This window comes from Bacillus sp. PK6-026 (assembly GCF_054161455.1).
Genome location: NZ_CP096418.1, coordinates 1648269 through 1662577 on the forward strand (window position 1 = coordinate 1648269; position 14309 = coordinate 1662577).

The window sequence follows — 14309 nt, forward strand, 5'->3', positions numbered from 1 at the left end:
GTTACACACTTGTAAAACCAGATTCATTGTATTGTTGTTCGGCAAATAATAGAATAGAATTGACTGAAATGTGAGGAGGTGCCATAGAATGAACAACAATGAACTTTACGTCAGTCTAGACATCGGTACGTCCAATATTAAAGTGATCGTCGGTGAAATGTCAGACGATTCTCTTAACATTATCGGAGTCGGAAATGTTCCCTCAGAGGGGCTGAAAAAAGGATCAATCGTTGATATAGATGAAACGGTTCATTCTATAAAAAAAGCGTTTGAACAAGCAGAAAGAATGATAGGTTTTCCGCTGACCCACGCGATCGTCGGGGTTAATGGGAACTACATCCATATTCAAGATACGAACGGTGTTGTGGCTGTCTCAAGCGAGAATAAAGAGATCCACGTTGAAGACGTGCGCCGGGTGATGGAGGCCGCTCAAGTCGTTTCCATCCCGCCTGAACAGCTGATCGTCGATGTGATTCCGAGACAGTTTATCGTTGACGGCAGAGGCGATATTACAGATCCGAAAAAGATGCTCGGCGTCCGCCTTGAAGTGGAAGGATCGCTGATCACGGGCTCTAAAACGATCTTACATAACCTGCTGCGCTGTGTGGAAAGAGCGGGAATTGAAATAACGGATATTTGCCTTCAGCCGCTGGCCGCCGGATCTGTCGCTTTATCAAAGGACGAAAAAAACCTCGGAGTGGCTTTAATCGACATCGGGGGAGGATCGACAACGGTTGCCGTATTTGAGGACGGACATCTTCTTGCGACCCGCGTCATACCCCTGGGAGGAGAAAACATCACCAAGGATATTTCAATCGGATTGCGCACTTCCACAGACGAAGCTGAGCGGGTGAAGAAGCAGTTTGGACATGCTTTCTATGAAGAAGCGTCGGAAGAGGAAACATTTGAAGTCGCCGTGATCGGGACAGACCAAAAGCAAACCTTTTCTCAGCGGGAAGTGGCAGACATTATAGAAGCCAGGCTCGAAGAAATCTTTTTATTCGTGGCAGAGGAACTGCGGAACATGGGAATAAAAGAATTGCCGGGAGGGTTTGTGCTTACAGGGGGACAGGCTGGAATGCCGGGTGTCCTCAGCCTCGCACAGGATGTTCTTCAAAATAACGTCAGAGTGGCTAGCCCGAATTATATCGGTGTAAGAGAACCTCAATACATGACAGGAGTCGGCCTCATCCAATTCGCTTACCGCAACGCAAAAATCCAAGGCAGAAAAGTAGGGTTTAAGATGCCGGAACAAGCGGTTCAAGAAGTCGCGGCAACACATCAAAAAGAAGTGCAGCAGCGACCGAAGCCAAAATCCAAGCAGCACGCTCAAGCTGAGAAAAAGCCGAGCAAAATGAAGAAAATATTTAACTTCTTTTGGGAATAGAGATTAGTCATTCGACGGATTAGGAGGATTTAGCATGTTAGAGTTTGAAACAAATATAGACGGCTTAGCATCGATTAAAGTAATAGGAGTAGGTGGCGGCGGTAACAATGCCGTCAATCGGATGATCGAAAATGACGTTCAGGGAGTCGAGTTTATCGCAGTCAACACGGATGCCCAGGCTCTCAACCTGTCAAAAGCGGAAACGAAAATGCAGATTGGTGCGAAGCTGACACGCGGGCTCGGCGCCGGAGCCAATCCGGAAGTCGGCAAAAAAGCCGCAGAGGAAAGCAAAGAACAAATTGAAGAAGCGCTGAAAGGTGCAGACATGGTGTTCGTCACAGCCGGAATGGGTGGCGGAACAGGAACGGGCGCGGCACCTGTCATCGCACAAATCGCAAAGGAATTAGGCGCATTGACGGTCGGTGTTGTGACAAGACCGTTTACTTTTGAAGGCAGAAAAAGACAGCTTCAGGCGGCAGGCGGCATTACAGCAATGAAGGAAGCCGTCGACACCCTGATCGTCATTCCGAATGACCGTCTTCTTGAAATCGTCGATAAAAACACACCGATGCTTGAAGCCTTCCGCGAAGCGGACAACGTTCTCCGCCAAGGTGTTCAAGGCATTTCAGACTTGATTGCAACACCTGGACTGATCAACCTTGACTTTGCCGATGTCAAAACGATCATGTCCAACAAAGGTTCTGCACTGATGGGTATCGGTGTAGCGACAGGTGAGAACCGCGCTGCAGAAGCCGCTAAAAAAGCTGTTTCCAGCCCGTTGCTTGAAACGGCGATTGACGGTGCCCAAGGCGTGCTGATGAACATCACAGGCGGAACCAACTTAAGCCTTTACGAAGTTCAGGAAGCAGCGGACATTGTGGCAGCTGCATCTGACCAGGACGTTAACATGATCTTCGGATCTGTCATCAATGAAAACTTGAAAGACGAAATCGTCGTTACGGTCATCGCGACCGGCTTTATCGAACAGGATCAAGATGCATCTAAGCCGCAGAGACCTTTAAACCAAGGTTTAAAACAGCATCATCAGCCTGCTCCGAAACGGGAGGCGAAGCGCGAGGAGCCTAGCATGCCGCATCGCAGCCAATCACAGCCTGCCGAGGATACGCTTGACATCCCGACTTTCTTAAGAAACCGCAATAAACGCTAAAACGTCTATAATACATTGGAAAGCTGCCGACAAGAAGTCGGCGGCTTTTTTTATGCGCTGGAACGGATTCTCCCCTCCAAAAGCATCAATTGTCATTCTGATCGAAGCGCCTCCCTCAAAAGCCTTGCATCTAACCTCTCTCTTTTCTCCCGGATGCACGGATTTTCCTTTCAGCTTGTCATCTGGCCGAACTATGAACAGTGAACAAGTCATATGTAAAAAGAACGAATTTACAAACCGACAAAGGAAAAATGACAAAATACGACAATGTCTATAAGTCTTTTCTTTTACCATTATTAATAGTTTCTGTTTCTAGACAAAGAAACGCAAGAAACGACTATATTTGCTATTGCTTAAAGGAGGATGTCATGTGAAGAAAAAGCCATTATTCAGCACATTCATGTGCGCTGCACTCATCGGTTCACTTCTCGCTCCGGCCGCTGTGCAGGCTGAAACAGGCACGACAGCGAAGGCCAAGGAACAAAACAAAATATCAAGCGCTCTTTACAAACGTTTTGAGAAAGAAGATAAAGTGACTTTTTTAATCAAAATGAAAAACCAGGCGAATCTTCAGCAAGCGGCGACAGCGGCTGAAAACCGGGCGAAAGCAAGCGTGATGACCGTGAAAAAAGTAAAAGAAATCAAACGTTCAGCCGTGCTGACGTCCCTGCGTACAAAAGCTGAGAGAACGCAAAAAGACTTAAAATCGTTTTTAGAAAAAGAAGAGAAAAAAGGAACAGCAAAGCAAGTGGAATCTTTTTATATTGTAAATGGCATTGCCGTGACAGCGACAAAGGATGTTATGGAAAAAGCGGCTTCATTTCCGGAGGTTGAAAAAGTGCTGCCAAATCAAAAAATTAAGCTCGGCAACACTGAAAAACCCACGGTAGAATCGAAAACGTCTGCGGATCGTTCCCCCGCTTCCAACATTCAGCAGGTTCATGCGCCTGATGTCTGGAAAAAGCGCTATAAAGGCAAAGGAGCCGTTGTCGCTTCGATTGACACCGGCGTTGAGTGGGATCATCCGGCGTTGAAGACAAAGTACAGGGGCTACAACCCTTCTAAACCGAACAGTCCAGACAATGAGTTCAACTGGTTTGATGCGACAAGCAATAAGAAAACGCCATATGACGACTTGGGCCACGGCACACATGTGACAGGCACGATGGTCGGCTCAGAAGCCGGCGGCAAAAACCAGATCGGTGTCGCACCGACTGCGAAATGGATCGCTGTCAAAGCCTTTTCAGAGGACGGTGGAGACGAAAAATCCCTTTTGGCTGCAGGAGAATGGATTTTGGCTCCGAAAGATGCGAAAGGAAAAGGGCACCCCGAAAAGGCTCCCGATGTCGTCAACAATTCTTGGGCGGGTGAACGCGGACTCAATGAATGGTATTTGGATATTGTCAAAGCTTGGCGGTCAGCTGATATCTTTCCTGCATTCGCAGCAGGTAATGTCAGCGAATTGGAACCGGGCGGACCGGGTTCAGTTGAGAATCCGTCCAACTATCCGCAATCTTTCGCGATAGGCGCAGTTGACAGCGCAAACGCGTTAGCCGATTTTTCATTGCAAGGACCTTCGCCATATGACGAAATCAAGCCCGATATTTCGGCACCGGGCGTCAGCATCCGCTCTGCTTATCCGGGACACAAGTATGCTGCGATGAGCGGAACATCGATGGCGACCCCGCATGTATCAGGGATCGTCGCTTTAATGAGGGAAGCCAATCCGGACCTCACAGTCGATGAAATCGAGCGCATCCTGCTGAATACGGCGACGCCTCTGACTGACAAAACGTTTAAAAAATCGCCGAACAACGGCTACGGATACGGCTTGGTCAACGCTGTAAAAGCTTTTGACGCGGCTAAAAAAACAAAATGATAAAAAAGGACAAAACCGCTTTAACGGTTTTGTCCTTTTTTATCTAATTTTAAACATGATCTTGACAAATACCGACAAAAAAATTAACCAGTTTTTACTATATTTAAGTTACATCAAGGTCAGACAAGGCATCCACAAGGAGAGGAGGACGGACAAGTCCAGCCAATTTCATCAAAAAGGGGGATGTTCATTTGAAAAGAAAGCTGAGAAAAAAGGCGTTTTCCACCATTTTAAGCGGTTTGTTAATCGGCTCGCTGTTCATGCCCGCCGTTTCAGATGCCGCGGCAAAGCCTGCGCTCACTTCGATGAAAGAACAAGCAGTTGCAGGGAAGGGAAAAATTTCGAAATCTCTTGTCAAACAGTTCAAAAAAGAAGATCAAGTCACATTCTTGATCAAACTGAAAGATCAAGTCGATACTCCAAAGGTGGCCAAGCAGGCGGAAAAGAATGCGAAGAAAAAGTCGCTGAGCGCGGCTAAAACAGAATATCAAAAGCGCTCGGCTGTCGTCTCCGCTTTAAGAGTCAAAGCGGATGAGACGCAAAGCGATTTGAAACGTTATTTGAAAAAGCAGGAAAAACAAGGGAAAGTAAAAAAAATCCGCTCCTATTATATTGTCAACGGGATGGCCGTCCATGCGACGAAAGAGGTCATGGAACAAGTAGCGGCTTTTCCGGAAGTAGAGAAAGTGCTCCCGAACGAAAAAAGGCAGCTGATCAAACCGGCTAAACAGTCTGTGAAAAAATCGGCAGCTAAGGATGAAAAAGAAATCGAATGGAATATCAATCGAGTCGACGCGCCAAAAGCCTGGAAATTGGGATATGACGGAACGGGCACGGTTGTCGCGTCAATTGATACGGGCGTGCAATGGGATCATCCGGCATTGAAAGAAAAATACCGCGGATATGACCCGCAGCATCCCGATCAGCCTGATCACGAATTCAGCTGGTATGATGCGGTTTCTGGCGCTTCTGAACCTTTTGACGACCTGGAGCACGGCACGCATGTAACCGGGACGATGGTCGGATCAGAGCCTGACGGCCAAAACCAAATCGGTGTGGCGCCGGGTGCAAAGTGGATTGCCGTGAAAGCTTTTTCGGATGACGGCGGAACGGACGAAGACCTCCTTGCAGCGGGTGAATGGATTTTGGCGCCGAAAGATAAAGATGGCAACCCGCACCCTGAAATGGCTCCGGATGTTGTCAATAACTCGTGGTCAGGGGGAGCCGGGATTGATGAGTTTTACAGGGATATCGTAAAAGCGTGGCGAGCTGCCGGCATCTTCCCTGAGTTCTCTGCGGGGAACGCTGATTTCACCAATCCGGGAGGACCTGCTTCGATTGCCAATCCGGCAAACTACCCCGAAGCGTTCGCGACCGGTGCGACAGACATCGATAATCGCTTAGCCGATTTTTCACTTCAAGGTCCTTCCCCGTATGATGAGACCAAGCCTGAAGTAACAGCACCTGGGGTCAACATTCGCTCTTCTGTCCCTGGAAGCGGCTATCAAGACGGCTGGGACGGCACTTCAATGGCAGGACCGCATGTCGCAGCCGCGGCCGCACTTATCAAGCAGGCCGATTCGTCGATCACCGTTGATGGGATCGAAAAGATTTTGATGGAAACCGCAACACCGCTCACAGACAGCAAATTTACCGAATCGCCGAACAACGGATACGGCCACGGGCTCGTGAACGTGTTTGACGCGGTGTCCGCCGTCACAGAAGGGTTGGGCAAAGCGGAAGGGCAAGTCGGAAAAGAAGGCGAAGACAAAAATCCGCCGGTCTTAAACCATCAAGAGATCAAGGAAATTTACTCAGGCTCAGAAACGCCTCTTTCAGTTGATGTGGAAGACGATGTCAGCATCATATCGGTCAAATTAAGCTATAAAACCGATGATTCCGATTGGGTGACGATCGCTGCCAAACAAACTTCCGGCGACTATAAAAAAGGAACGTACGAGGCGGCCGTATCCGTTTCTGAAGGGAAAACGCTTTCCTACAAATGGATTGTCACCGATTTCGGAGGAAACAAAACGGAATCCAAAGTGTACGAAATCCCGATTTCTCCGGCTGTGACCACAGGGTATAAACAAGATTTCGAGAATGCTGCCAACGGCTGGATCACATCAGGTGTGAAGAATTCATGGGAGCGCGGTATTCCTCAGTCAGGCCCGAATGCCGCAGCATCGGGAAAAAACGTATTCGCAACAAATCTGACAGGGCCGTATCAAAGTTCGGCCAATATGAATCTTCTTATGCCTCCTGTCAGCGTTCCAAAAAATCAAAAACTTTATCTCACATACAAATATTGGCACGATATTGAAGAGGACTTCGATTACGGTTTCGTTTACGTACAGCCTGAAGGGAAAGATGAATGGATCCCGGCTGCTGAGTACAGCGGCAGGACGTCAGAATGGAAAGACGGACAGATCGATTTGTCGGAATACGGGGGACAGACGATTAAGATCATGTTCAACCTACAATCTGACGACAGCATTGAAGGTGACGGGCTTTATATCGATGATGTAGCGCTTGTGAAGGAAGTGAAGAGCGCAGGCACGAAAAAACGACTGGGCGTTGAAAAACAGCCGGCTAAAATGAAGGATAAGAAAACGAAGAAACAAACGATTGATCCGAAAAAAGCAAAACCGGCAGAAACCGTTCAAGAACATTCTGAGACGAAAAAAGCAGCTCCTGCAGTTCTTCCGGTGCGGGCTCAGGTCAGCGTGCTGGAGACGGGCAAATCGACATATTCCAACCAAGCAACAGGCGCATACAGTTTGGCTCATGCACCTGGAACGTATACGCTGAAAGCGGAAGCGTACGGATATGAATCAAATGCGCAAACCGTAAAAATCGAGGCCGACAAGACGACGACGGCAGACTTTGTCTTAAAGGAACTGAAGAAAGGGACGCTCACCGGAACGATAAAAAACAAAAAAACGGGCGAACCCGTCCGACATGCAAAGCTGTATATCGTTGAAGATGCATCCGTAAAACCGGTTCAGACGGACGGCGACGGAAGTTATTCATTAACGGCCTATGAAGGCTCGTATACGGTAAAGGTCTCTGCAAACGGATATTACAGCAGCGAGTTTTCCGTTGATTTAAAAGGAGATGTCTCGAAAGATATCGAGCTCGATCCTTTCATCGGCTATCCTGGGGAAATCGGCTATGATGACGGAACCGGGGAAAACGCCTGGGCTTTCTATGAATCCGGCAACGGGCTGGCCGTTAAAATGACGCTCGAAAACGGGCAGGAAAAAGCCATGCTGAAAGGCGGCTTGTTCAAATTCTGGGATACAGAATTCCCGGATCCGGGCGGAACTGATTTTGCAGTCGAGGTCTACGATGCGTCGGGTGAAAAAGGCTCTCCGGGCAAAAAACTCGCCGGCCCGTTCAAAGCTGAAGCGCTCCGCACAGGTGAATGGACGACCGTTGATTTGGGCGATGAAGGCATCCTCGTCGGAAAAGACTTTTACCTCGTGTACGTCCAGACAGAGGACCTGGCCAACTCACCTGGACTTGCTACAGATGAAGACGGGGAATATTCAGGCCGCAACTGGCAGTATACGGACGGCTCATGGTCGAAAGCGCCATCAGACCAAGGCAACTTCATGATCCGCGCTTTGGTCGACTATGAATTGGCGATGCCTGTGATTACGTCGCCTAAAGACGGATTCATTACCAACAAAAAGAATGCTGTCATCGAAGGGACATCGTCTCCGAACACGACCGTTCAGCTCTTTAACGGAGATGAAGAAGCCGGAACGGCGAAAACGGCGGGAGACGGCACTTTCTCAAAAGAGATTCCGCTGAATAAAGGCGAAAATGTGATCACCGCCAAATCGTCATCGGCTTCCGGAACGACGGATGCTTCAGACCCGGTCCGGATCGTCCTTGACCAGAAAAAGCCGAAGCTTACGATTGACACGCCGAAAAGCGGATCAAAACTCAATAAAGAGACTGTCACTGTGAAAGGAACAGTATCAGACGACCACTTAGAATCTGTTCATGTAAACGGCAAAAAAGCGGCTGTTGACAATGGCGAGTATTCTGCAAGGATTATGCTTGACAACGGCCAAAATGAAATCAAAGTAACGGCAGCGGATGCGGCAGGCAACAAAACGACCAAAAAAGTCACGGTGGATGTCAACTTTGAAGCGCCGCAAATCACCGGCTTGAAACCGGCTGAAGACCTCGAGCTCAAAACGGGAGAAACCGTGAAAATCGAGTTTGAAAGCGCCGCTGATTTGGATGCTGTCTTTGTGATCAGAATGCCACTTACCAATTTCAAAACGGCTGCCCAAAACGTAACAGAGCTGCCGATCAGAGAAGTCTCAAAAGGCAAGTATGAAGGATATTGGACCGCGACTTCAACCGCAAAAGCAAAAGGAGCGGAAATCGAGGTCATCGTCCGGGATGATTACGGCAATGAAACGAGACAAACGGCAAAAGGCAAACTGTACATCAATGAAAAGCTGAAATAAAGGTGAAAAGACGCTGTCTTTAATGGCAGCGTTTTTTTTCGTTTTATGATCGACAAATTCAGTACGAAAACTTCAAAAAATGTACGATTTGCGCAACATTAATTGACAGACTTTACCTTTGGGCTTGATTTATACTTAGGAAAACAAACAATATGGTCACCGAGTCCAAAGAAAGGGGAAGGATGTGGAAATCTATTTAGATGCGATATGGCTGTTAAACTTTTGTTTTGACTTGCTGCTTTTAATGATGACCGCATTTATTTTAAAGCGAAGGGTTAAAAAGCGGAGGCTGATCTTAGGGGCGTTTGTCGCGTCAAGCATCGTTCTGTTTATGTTTACACCTTTTTCGCCGTACGTCCTTCATCCTGCAGGCAAACTGTCGTTTTCGGTTGTGATCGTTCTTTTGACATTTGGTTTTAAGCGGTTCCGGTTTTTTTTGCAAAATTTGTTTTCTTTTTATTTTGCTACTTTTTTAATGGGAGGAGGGATTATTGGAGCGCATTCTTTACTTGAAACGGATTCGATCATGGAAAACGGCGTCTTTATGACGAATTGGTCCGGTTTTGGAGACCCGGTCAGCTGGCTGTTTGTCGGTGCAGGTTTTCCGGCTGTATGGCTGTTTTCAAAAAAGCGTTTTGAAGATGCTGAAGCGAAGAAAATTCAATATGAAGAACGCGTCCGCCTAGAGACCGGCATTGATGAACATACGCTTCATTTCACCGGATTGATTGACTCCGGAAACCAACTCTACGACCCGATCACAAAAACGCCCGTCATGATCGTCAATATTGAAAAATTGAAAAGTGTATTGGGAGAAGAAGCGAGTGTGATCATCAAGGAAATGAGCCCGCTTGATGCCGTCGGCAAACTTGATGAAACACTCCCGTATATCGGGCGGATCCGCCTGATTCCCTACCGCGGGGTCGGCCATCAGCATCAGTTTCTGCTCTGCCTAAAGCCGGATCATGTGCTCATTTTTTCGGAAAGGGAGGTGATTGAAGCGCCGAAATGCCTGATTGGAATCAGCACCTCACCGCTTTCCGCGGACGGCGAATTTGACGCCATCGTCCATCCGAAAATGCTCGCCGGAAACCCGGTCAAACACGTTTCTTAAACTCGAAGTCTGTTACATTATCATACTCCTGAAGACGTTTATTTAGAAGGGGGAGGAAGATGAAAAAACTAAAATTAAGGTTAACCTATCTGTGGTACAAACTTTTAATGAAACTGGGGCTGAAAAGCGACGAAATTTATTATATCGGCGGAAGCGAAGCGCTGCCCCCGCCATTGTCAAAAGATGAAGAGCAGGTGCTTCTCCATAAGCTGCCTGACGGTGATCAGGCGGCACGGGCGATTTTGATTGAACGAAATCTCAGGCTGGTCGTCTACATCGCGAGAAAATTTGAAAATACCGGCATCAATATCGAGGATTTAATCTCCATCGGCACGATCGGCCTTATCAAAGCGGTGAATACCTTTAATCCCGAGAAAAAAATCAAACTGGCTACATATGCTTCCAGATGTATTGAAAATGAAATTTTGATGTATTTAAGAAGAAACAATAAAATTCGCTCAGAGGTATCATTCGATGAACCGTTGAACATCGATTGGGACGGAAATGAACTTCTTCTCTCAGATGTGCTCGGAACAGAAAACGATATTATTACAAAAGATATCGAAGCAAACGTTGATAAGAAGCTGCTGAAAAAAGCGCTTGAACAGCTCAATGACAGAGAAAAACAGATCATGGAGCTCCGCTTCGGGCTTGTCGGAGGAGAAGAAAAAACGCAAAAAGACGTTGCCGATATGCTCGGCATCTCCCAGTCATATATTTCCCGGCTTGAAAAAAGAATTATTAAAAGGCTGCGAAAAGAATTCAACAAAATGGTTTAATTTTTTTATGAAATTTGAAGTGTTGACAGCCAAGGGTTTTCGACTTGATCTTCTTATTTTTGGAAATTAACGATGCATATTTTTCCCACCCGAGGAGATACTGAACTTTGTACAGCAGCTCCTGTAGGGAGGGAAAAAAGTGTCGAGAAATAAAGTTGAAATCTGCGGGGTTGATACATCAAAACTGCCCGTACTGAAGAACGAAGAGATGAGAAAGTTGTTCAAGCAAATGCAGGATGAAGGAGACACGACAGCAAGAGAAAAGCTTGTTAACGGTAATTTGCGCCTTGTCTTAAGCGTCATTCAAAGGTTTAACAACAGAGGAGAGTATGTTGATGACTTATTCCAAGTCGGCTGCATCGGACTAATGAAATCAATTGATAATTTTGATCTGAGCCACAATGTTAAGTTTTCAACATATGCTGTACCAATGATCATCGGAGAAATCCGCAGATATTTGCGCGATAACAACCCGATCCGCGTCTCACGGTCACTCAGGGATATCGCGTACAAGGCGCTGCAAGTGAGAGAACGGCTGATCAGTGAGACAAGCAGGGAGCCGACGGCTCAGGAGATCGCGAAAGAGCTTGAAGTGTCCCATGAAGAAATCGTTTTTGCGCTTGACGCTATTCAAGATCCCGTATCTTTGTTTGAGCCGATTTACAATGACGGAGGAGATCCGATTTATGTCATGGATCAAATCAGCGATGAGCGCAACAAGGATTCGCAATGGATCGAAGAGCTCGCCTTAAAAGAAGGCATGAGACGGCTGAATGAACGGGAAAAAATGATCCTCAGAAAACGCTTCTTCCAAGGCAAGACGCAAATGGAAGTCGCTGATGAGATCGGAATCTCCCAAGCCCAGGTCTCAAGGCTGGAAAAAGCCGCCATTAAACAAATGAATAAGAACATTCACTAAAGCCGCAGTCAATCTGCGGCTTTTCACATGCTAAAAATGGAAAATCTCTCATTCACTTTGTTATATAAATAAGCTATAATAAAAGAATTATATTTTAATTTATCAGAATATTTACATAAAAGGAGGACTTCAAATGGTTTTGCAGCTTGAGAATGCTTCACTAAAACGAAACGGAGAGTGGATATTAAAGGATATTGATTGGACGGTGGAAAAGGGGGAGCACTGGGCGCTATACGGATTGAACGGGGCCGGCAAAACCGCTCTGTTGAACATGCTGTGCGCTTATTATTTTCCGACAACAGGAAAAGTCACCGTGTTAGGGCGCGAATTTGGAAAAACGGAGCTGAACGAAAAGCTTCGCCAAAAAATCGGCCTTGTGTCAGCGGCCCTGCAGCAGAAGCTGTATCCTGAAGACAGTGCATTTGAAATTGTCTTAAGCGGCGCTTTCGCTTCGATCGGCCTTTATGAATCGCCTTCACAGTCTGTCAGGGAGAAAGCGATCGCCCTCCTGGAGGAATTCGGCTCCATCCGTTATGCGGACAGGAGATATGAAACGCTCTCTCAGGGAGAAAAACAAAAGGTGCTGATCTCAAGGGCCTTGATGGCCGATCCAGAGCTGCTCATTCTCGACGAGCCTGTAACCGGTCTTGATTTCATCGCGAGGGAGCAGGTGCTGGAGACGGTTGAACAAATTGCCAAAAAAGACAGTGCACCGTCCATGCTTTATGTTACTCACCATGCGGAAGAAATTCTCCCCGCTTTCAGCCAAACGCTGCTGTTGAAAAAAGGTGAAGTGTTTGCATTGGGGAAGACAAGAGAGATGATGTCCGGCGAGGTTTTGTCCGAATTTTTCGATATGCCCGTCCAGGCGGTATGGACGGACGGCAGACCGTATTTGTCCAAGAAAAAGCCTCTAAACCTCAGCATTTAAAACGGCTGGTTCTTTGGCAGCCTCCTTGTTTGGAGGCTCTTTTTCAGCTTTCATCCTCTTGAAAAAGCTGGTAAGATAATAGAGAACGTCATGTTAAAGAGGGGTTCATCATTATGATCATTCAATTCATTCGCTACAGATAATGAAAGGTATAGACAAACGCTTAAACCATCCACACCTTCGTCTTTAAAAAATGCCGAAGGTGCGGGTTTATTTGTCTATGCCTTTTTCATTGATCTAAATGTGAATGAATGAGGTGTAACAATGATGAATAAAAAATTAAAAAGAGCATCGCTCATGAAAAGGCATGAAACGATGTTTCAGTGCCCGATATGCGCAACGAATATGGCGGTCACCGATTTAAAAAGCCTGATCTGTAAAAACGGACATACGTTTGATATCGCAAGAGGGGGATATGTCAATGTCACAACGCATGCTCCTTCTGTTAAATATGATAAAGAATTATTTGAAGCGAGAAGAATGTTAGCCGCCCGCGGCTTTTTTGAACCGCTTAGCGGCGCTTTGACAGATCGTCTCGAACAAGCAGGCCTCCCGTTTTGCAACTTTGTCAGCATCCTCGATGCCGGCTGCGGGGAAGGTTCGCATTTGGCGCGGATCGTTGAAAAGCTTCAAATGCGTTCCGGATCGCCTGTCCTTGGCGTCGGGCTTGATTTGGCGAAAGCCGGGATTGTGTCTGCGACTAAGCAAGAAAGAGAGGCGATCTGGTGTGTCGCCGATCTGGCTGCCGCGCCGTTTCGGAATCGTTCATTCGACGCGATCCTCAATATATTGTCGCCTTCTAATTACGCGGAATTCGAGCGGCTGTTATCGGATGACGGCATCGTTTTGAAAGTGATTCCGAAAAGCGGCTATCTGAAAGAACTGCGGGGATTTTTGTATGACGGCTTGGACAAACAAGCCTATACGAGCGAGGATGCGGCTGAGCGGTTCTCGTCTCATTTCGATCTGATCGACAGAACGGAGATCGCCTACAGCAAACGTTTAGACCAAAGCCTTCTCGCGCCGCTCATCAAGATGACGCCATTATCATGGCGCGCAGAAAAGGAGCGGATCAATGCCTTTTTAAAGAAAGAATCCGCTGTTACGACCGTCCATCTCGACATTTTAGCCGGCAGGAAAAAAACGAAATAAACCACTGAAAAGGCAGTCTAAATAAAGGACTGCCTTTCATATAATCTTAAAAGGACATTTGATCAGAGGAGGCGTGCGGTGGACATGATGAACATTTCTGATTTCCAGATAAAAGATGTCGTTAACGTATCAAACGGGAAAAAGCTCGGCAGCATCGGCGATATCGATATTAATGTAACGACAGGCAAAATACAGGCGATTGTCATCGGAGGAACGGGGAAAGTTTTCGGATTTTTCGGAAAAGAAGAGGAAATCGTCATTCCGTGGCGAAATATTGTTAAAATTGGAGAAGATGTGATTCTTGTGCGTTTAAGCTGATCAAGCATATGAGATGATGCCTGATCAATCGGCGGGCCCTTATCCGCCTGCTTTTTCAACATTATTGTATACGGTGAGACCGTCTGCAAAAACGGCGATAAATGTTGCAAACAATACATTTCGTTTAGTTTTTTGAAACGAAACTAAACGAATGCATCAAGATGTGTTAAAA

10 protein-coding genes are annotated in these 14309 nt (G+C 46.8%); all 10 read left to right on the plus strand.

Features of this window, described 5'->3' with window-relative positions:
* Nucleotides 1-88 precede the first annotated feature (88 nt).
* The 10 genes from ftsA (at nucleotide 89) to M1D59_RS08475 (ending at nucleotide 14137) form a co-directional block, all read left to right on the plus strand.
* Entirely contained in the window at nucleotides 89-1387 is a 1299-nt protein-coding gene (ftsA, locus tag M1D59_RS08430) for a cell division protein FtsA (RefSeq protein WP_020451307.1), read from the plus strand.
* A 34-nt stretch (nucleotides 1388-1421) separates the two neighbouring features.
* Complete coding sequence (gene ftsZ / locus M1D59_RS08435) at nucleotides 1422-2555, plus strand: cell division protein FtsZ (RefSeq protein WP_458117936.1); 1134 nt, start codon at nucleotides 1422-1424, stop codon at nucleotides 2553-2555.
* Nucleotides 2556-2925: 370 nt separating this feature from the next.
* Nucleotides 2926-4434, plus strand: a complete 1509-nt coding sequence (locus tag M1D59_RS08440) for a S8 family serine peptidase (RefSeq protein WP_212110520.1) — start codon at nucleotides 2926-2928, stop codon at nucleotides 4432-4434.
* Nucleotides 4435-4625: 191 nt separating this feature from the next.
* Complete coding sequence (locus tag M1D59_RS08445) at nucleotides 4626-8924, plus strand: S8 family peptidase (protein ID WP_050820749.1); 4299 nt, start codon at nucleotides 4626-4628, stop codon at nucleotides 8922-8924.
* A 184-nt stretch (nucleotides 8925-9108) separates the two neighbouring features.
* Entirely contained in the window at nucleotides 9109-10038 is a 930-nt protein-coding gene (gene spoIIGA / locus M1D59_RS08450; RefSeq protein WP_020451312.1) for a sigma-E processing peptidase SpoIIGA, read from the plus strand.
* A gap of 59 nt (nucleotides 10039-10097) precedes the next feature.
* Nucleotides 10098-10817, plus strand: coding sequence for an RNA polymerase sporulation sigma factor SigE (gene sigE, locus M1D59_RS08455; RefSeq protein ID WP_003181573.1), 720 nt, complete (start codon nucleotides 10098-10100; stop codon nucleotides 10815-10817).
* A 139-nt stretch (nucleotides 10818-10956) separates the two neighbouring features.
* A complete protein-coding gene (gene sigG, locus M1D59_RS08460) occupies nucleotides 10957-11736 on the plus strand; it encodes an RNA polymerase sporulation sigma factor SigG (RefSeq protein WP_003181576.1) in 780 nt (259 codons plus the stop codon).
* Nucleotides 11737-11869: 133 nt separating this feature from the next.
* Nucleotides 11870-12667: an ABC transporter ATP-binding protein gene (locus M1D59_RS08465; protein WP_020451313.1), complete on the plus strand. Its 798-nt coding sequence runs from the start codon at nucleotides 11870-11872 to the stop codon at nucleotides 12665-12667.
* 264 nt (nucleotides 12668-12931) lie between these two features.
* Entirely contained in the window at nucleotides 12932-13819 is an 888-nt protein-coding gene (locus M1D59_RS08470; RefSeq protein WP_020451314.1) for a putative RNA methyltransferase, read from the plus strand.
* Nucleotides 13820-13903: 84 nt separating this feature from the next.
* Nucleotides 13904-14137 carry a YlmC/YmxH family sporulation protein gene (locus M1D59_RS08475; protein WP_011197962.1) on the plus strand — a complete coding sequence of 78 codons (234 nt, stop codon included), beginning with the start codon at nucleotides 13904-13906 and terminating at the stop codon, nucleotides 14135-14137.
* The last annotated feature ends 172 nt before the right edge of the window (nucleotides 14138-14309 follow it).

Bases quoted from the DNA above. Each gene is read 5' to 3' on its own strand.
- ftsA (WP_020451307.1), top strand. From the start codon at position 89: ATGAACAACAATGAACTTTACGTCAGTCTAGACATCGGTACGTCCAAT.
- M1D59_RS08475 (WP_011197962.1), top strand. From the start codon at position 13,904: ATGATGAACATTTCTGATTTCCAGATAAAAGATGTCGTTAACGTATCA.
- ftsZ (WP_458117936.1), top strand. From the start codon at position 1,422: ATGTTAGAGTTTGAAACAAATATAGACGGCTTAGCATCGATTAAAGTA.
- sigE (WP_003181573.1), top strand. From the start codon at position 10,098: ATGAAAAAACTAAAATTAAGGTTAACCTATCTGTGGTACAAACTTTTA.
- M1D59_RS08470 (WP_020451314.1), top strand. From the start codon at position 12,932: ATGATGAATAAAAAATTAAAAAGAGCATCGCTCATGAAAAGGCATGAA.
- M1D59_RS08465 (WP_020451313.1), top strand. From the start codon at position 11,870: ATGGTTTTGCAGCTTGAGAATGCTTCACTAAAACGAAACGGAGAGTGG.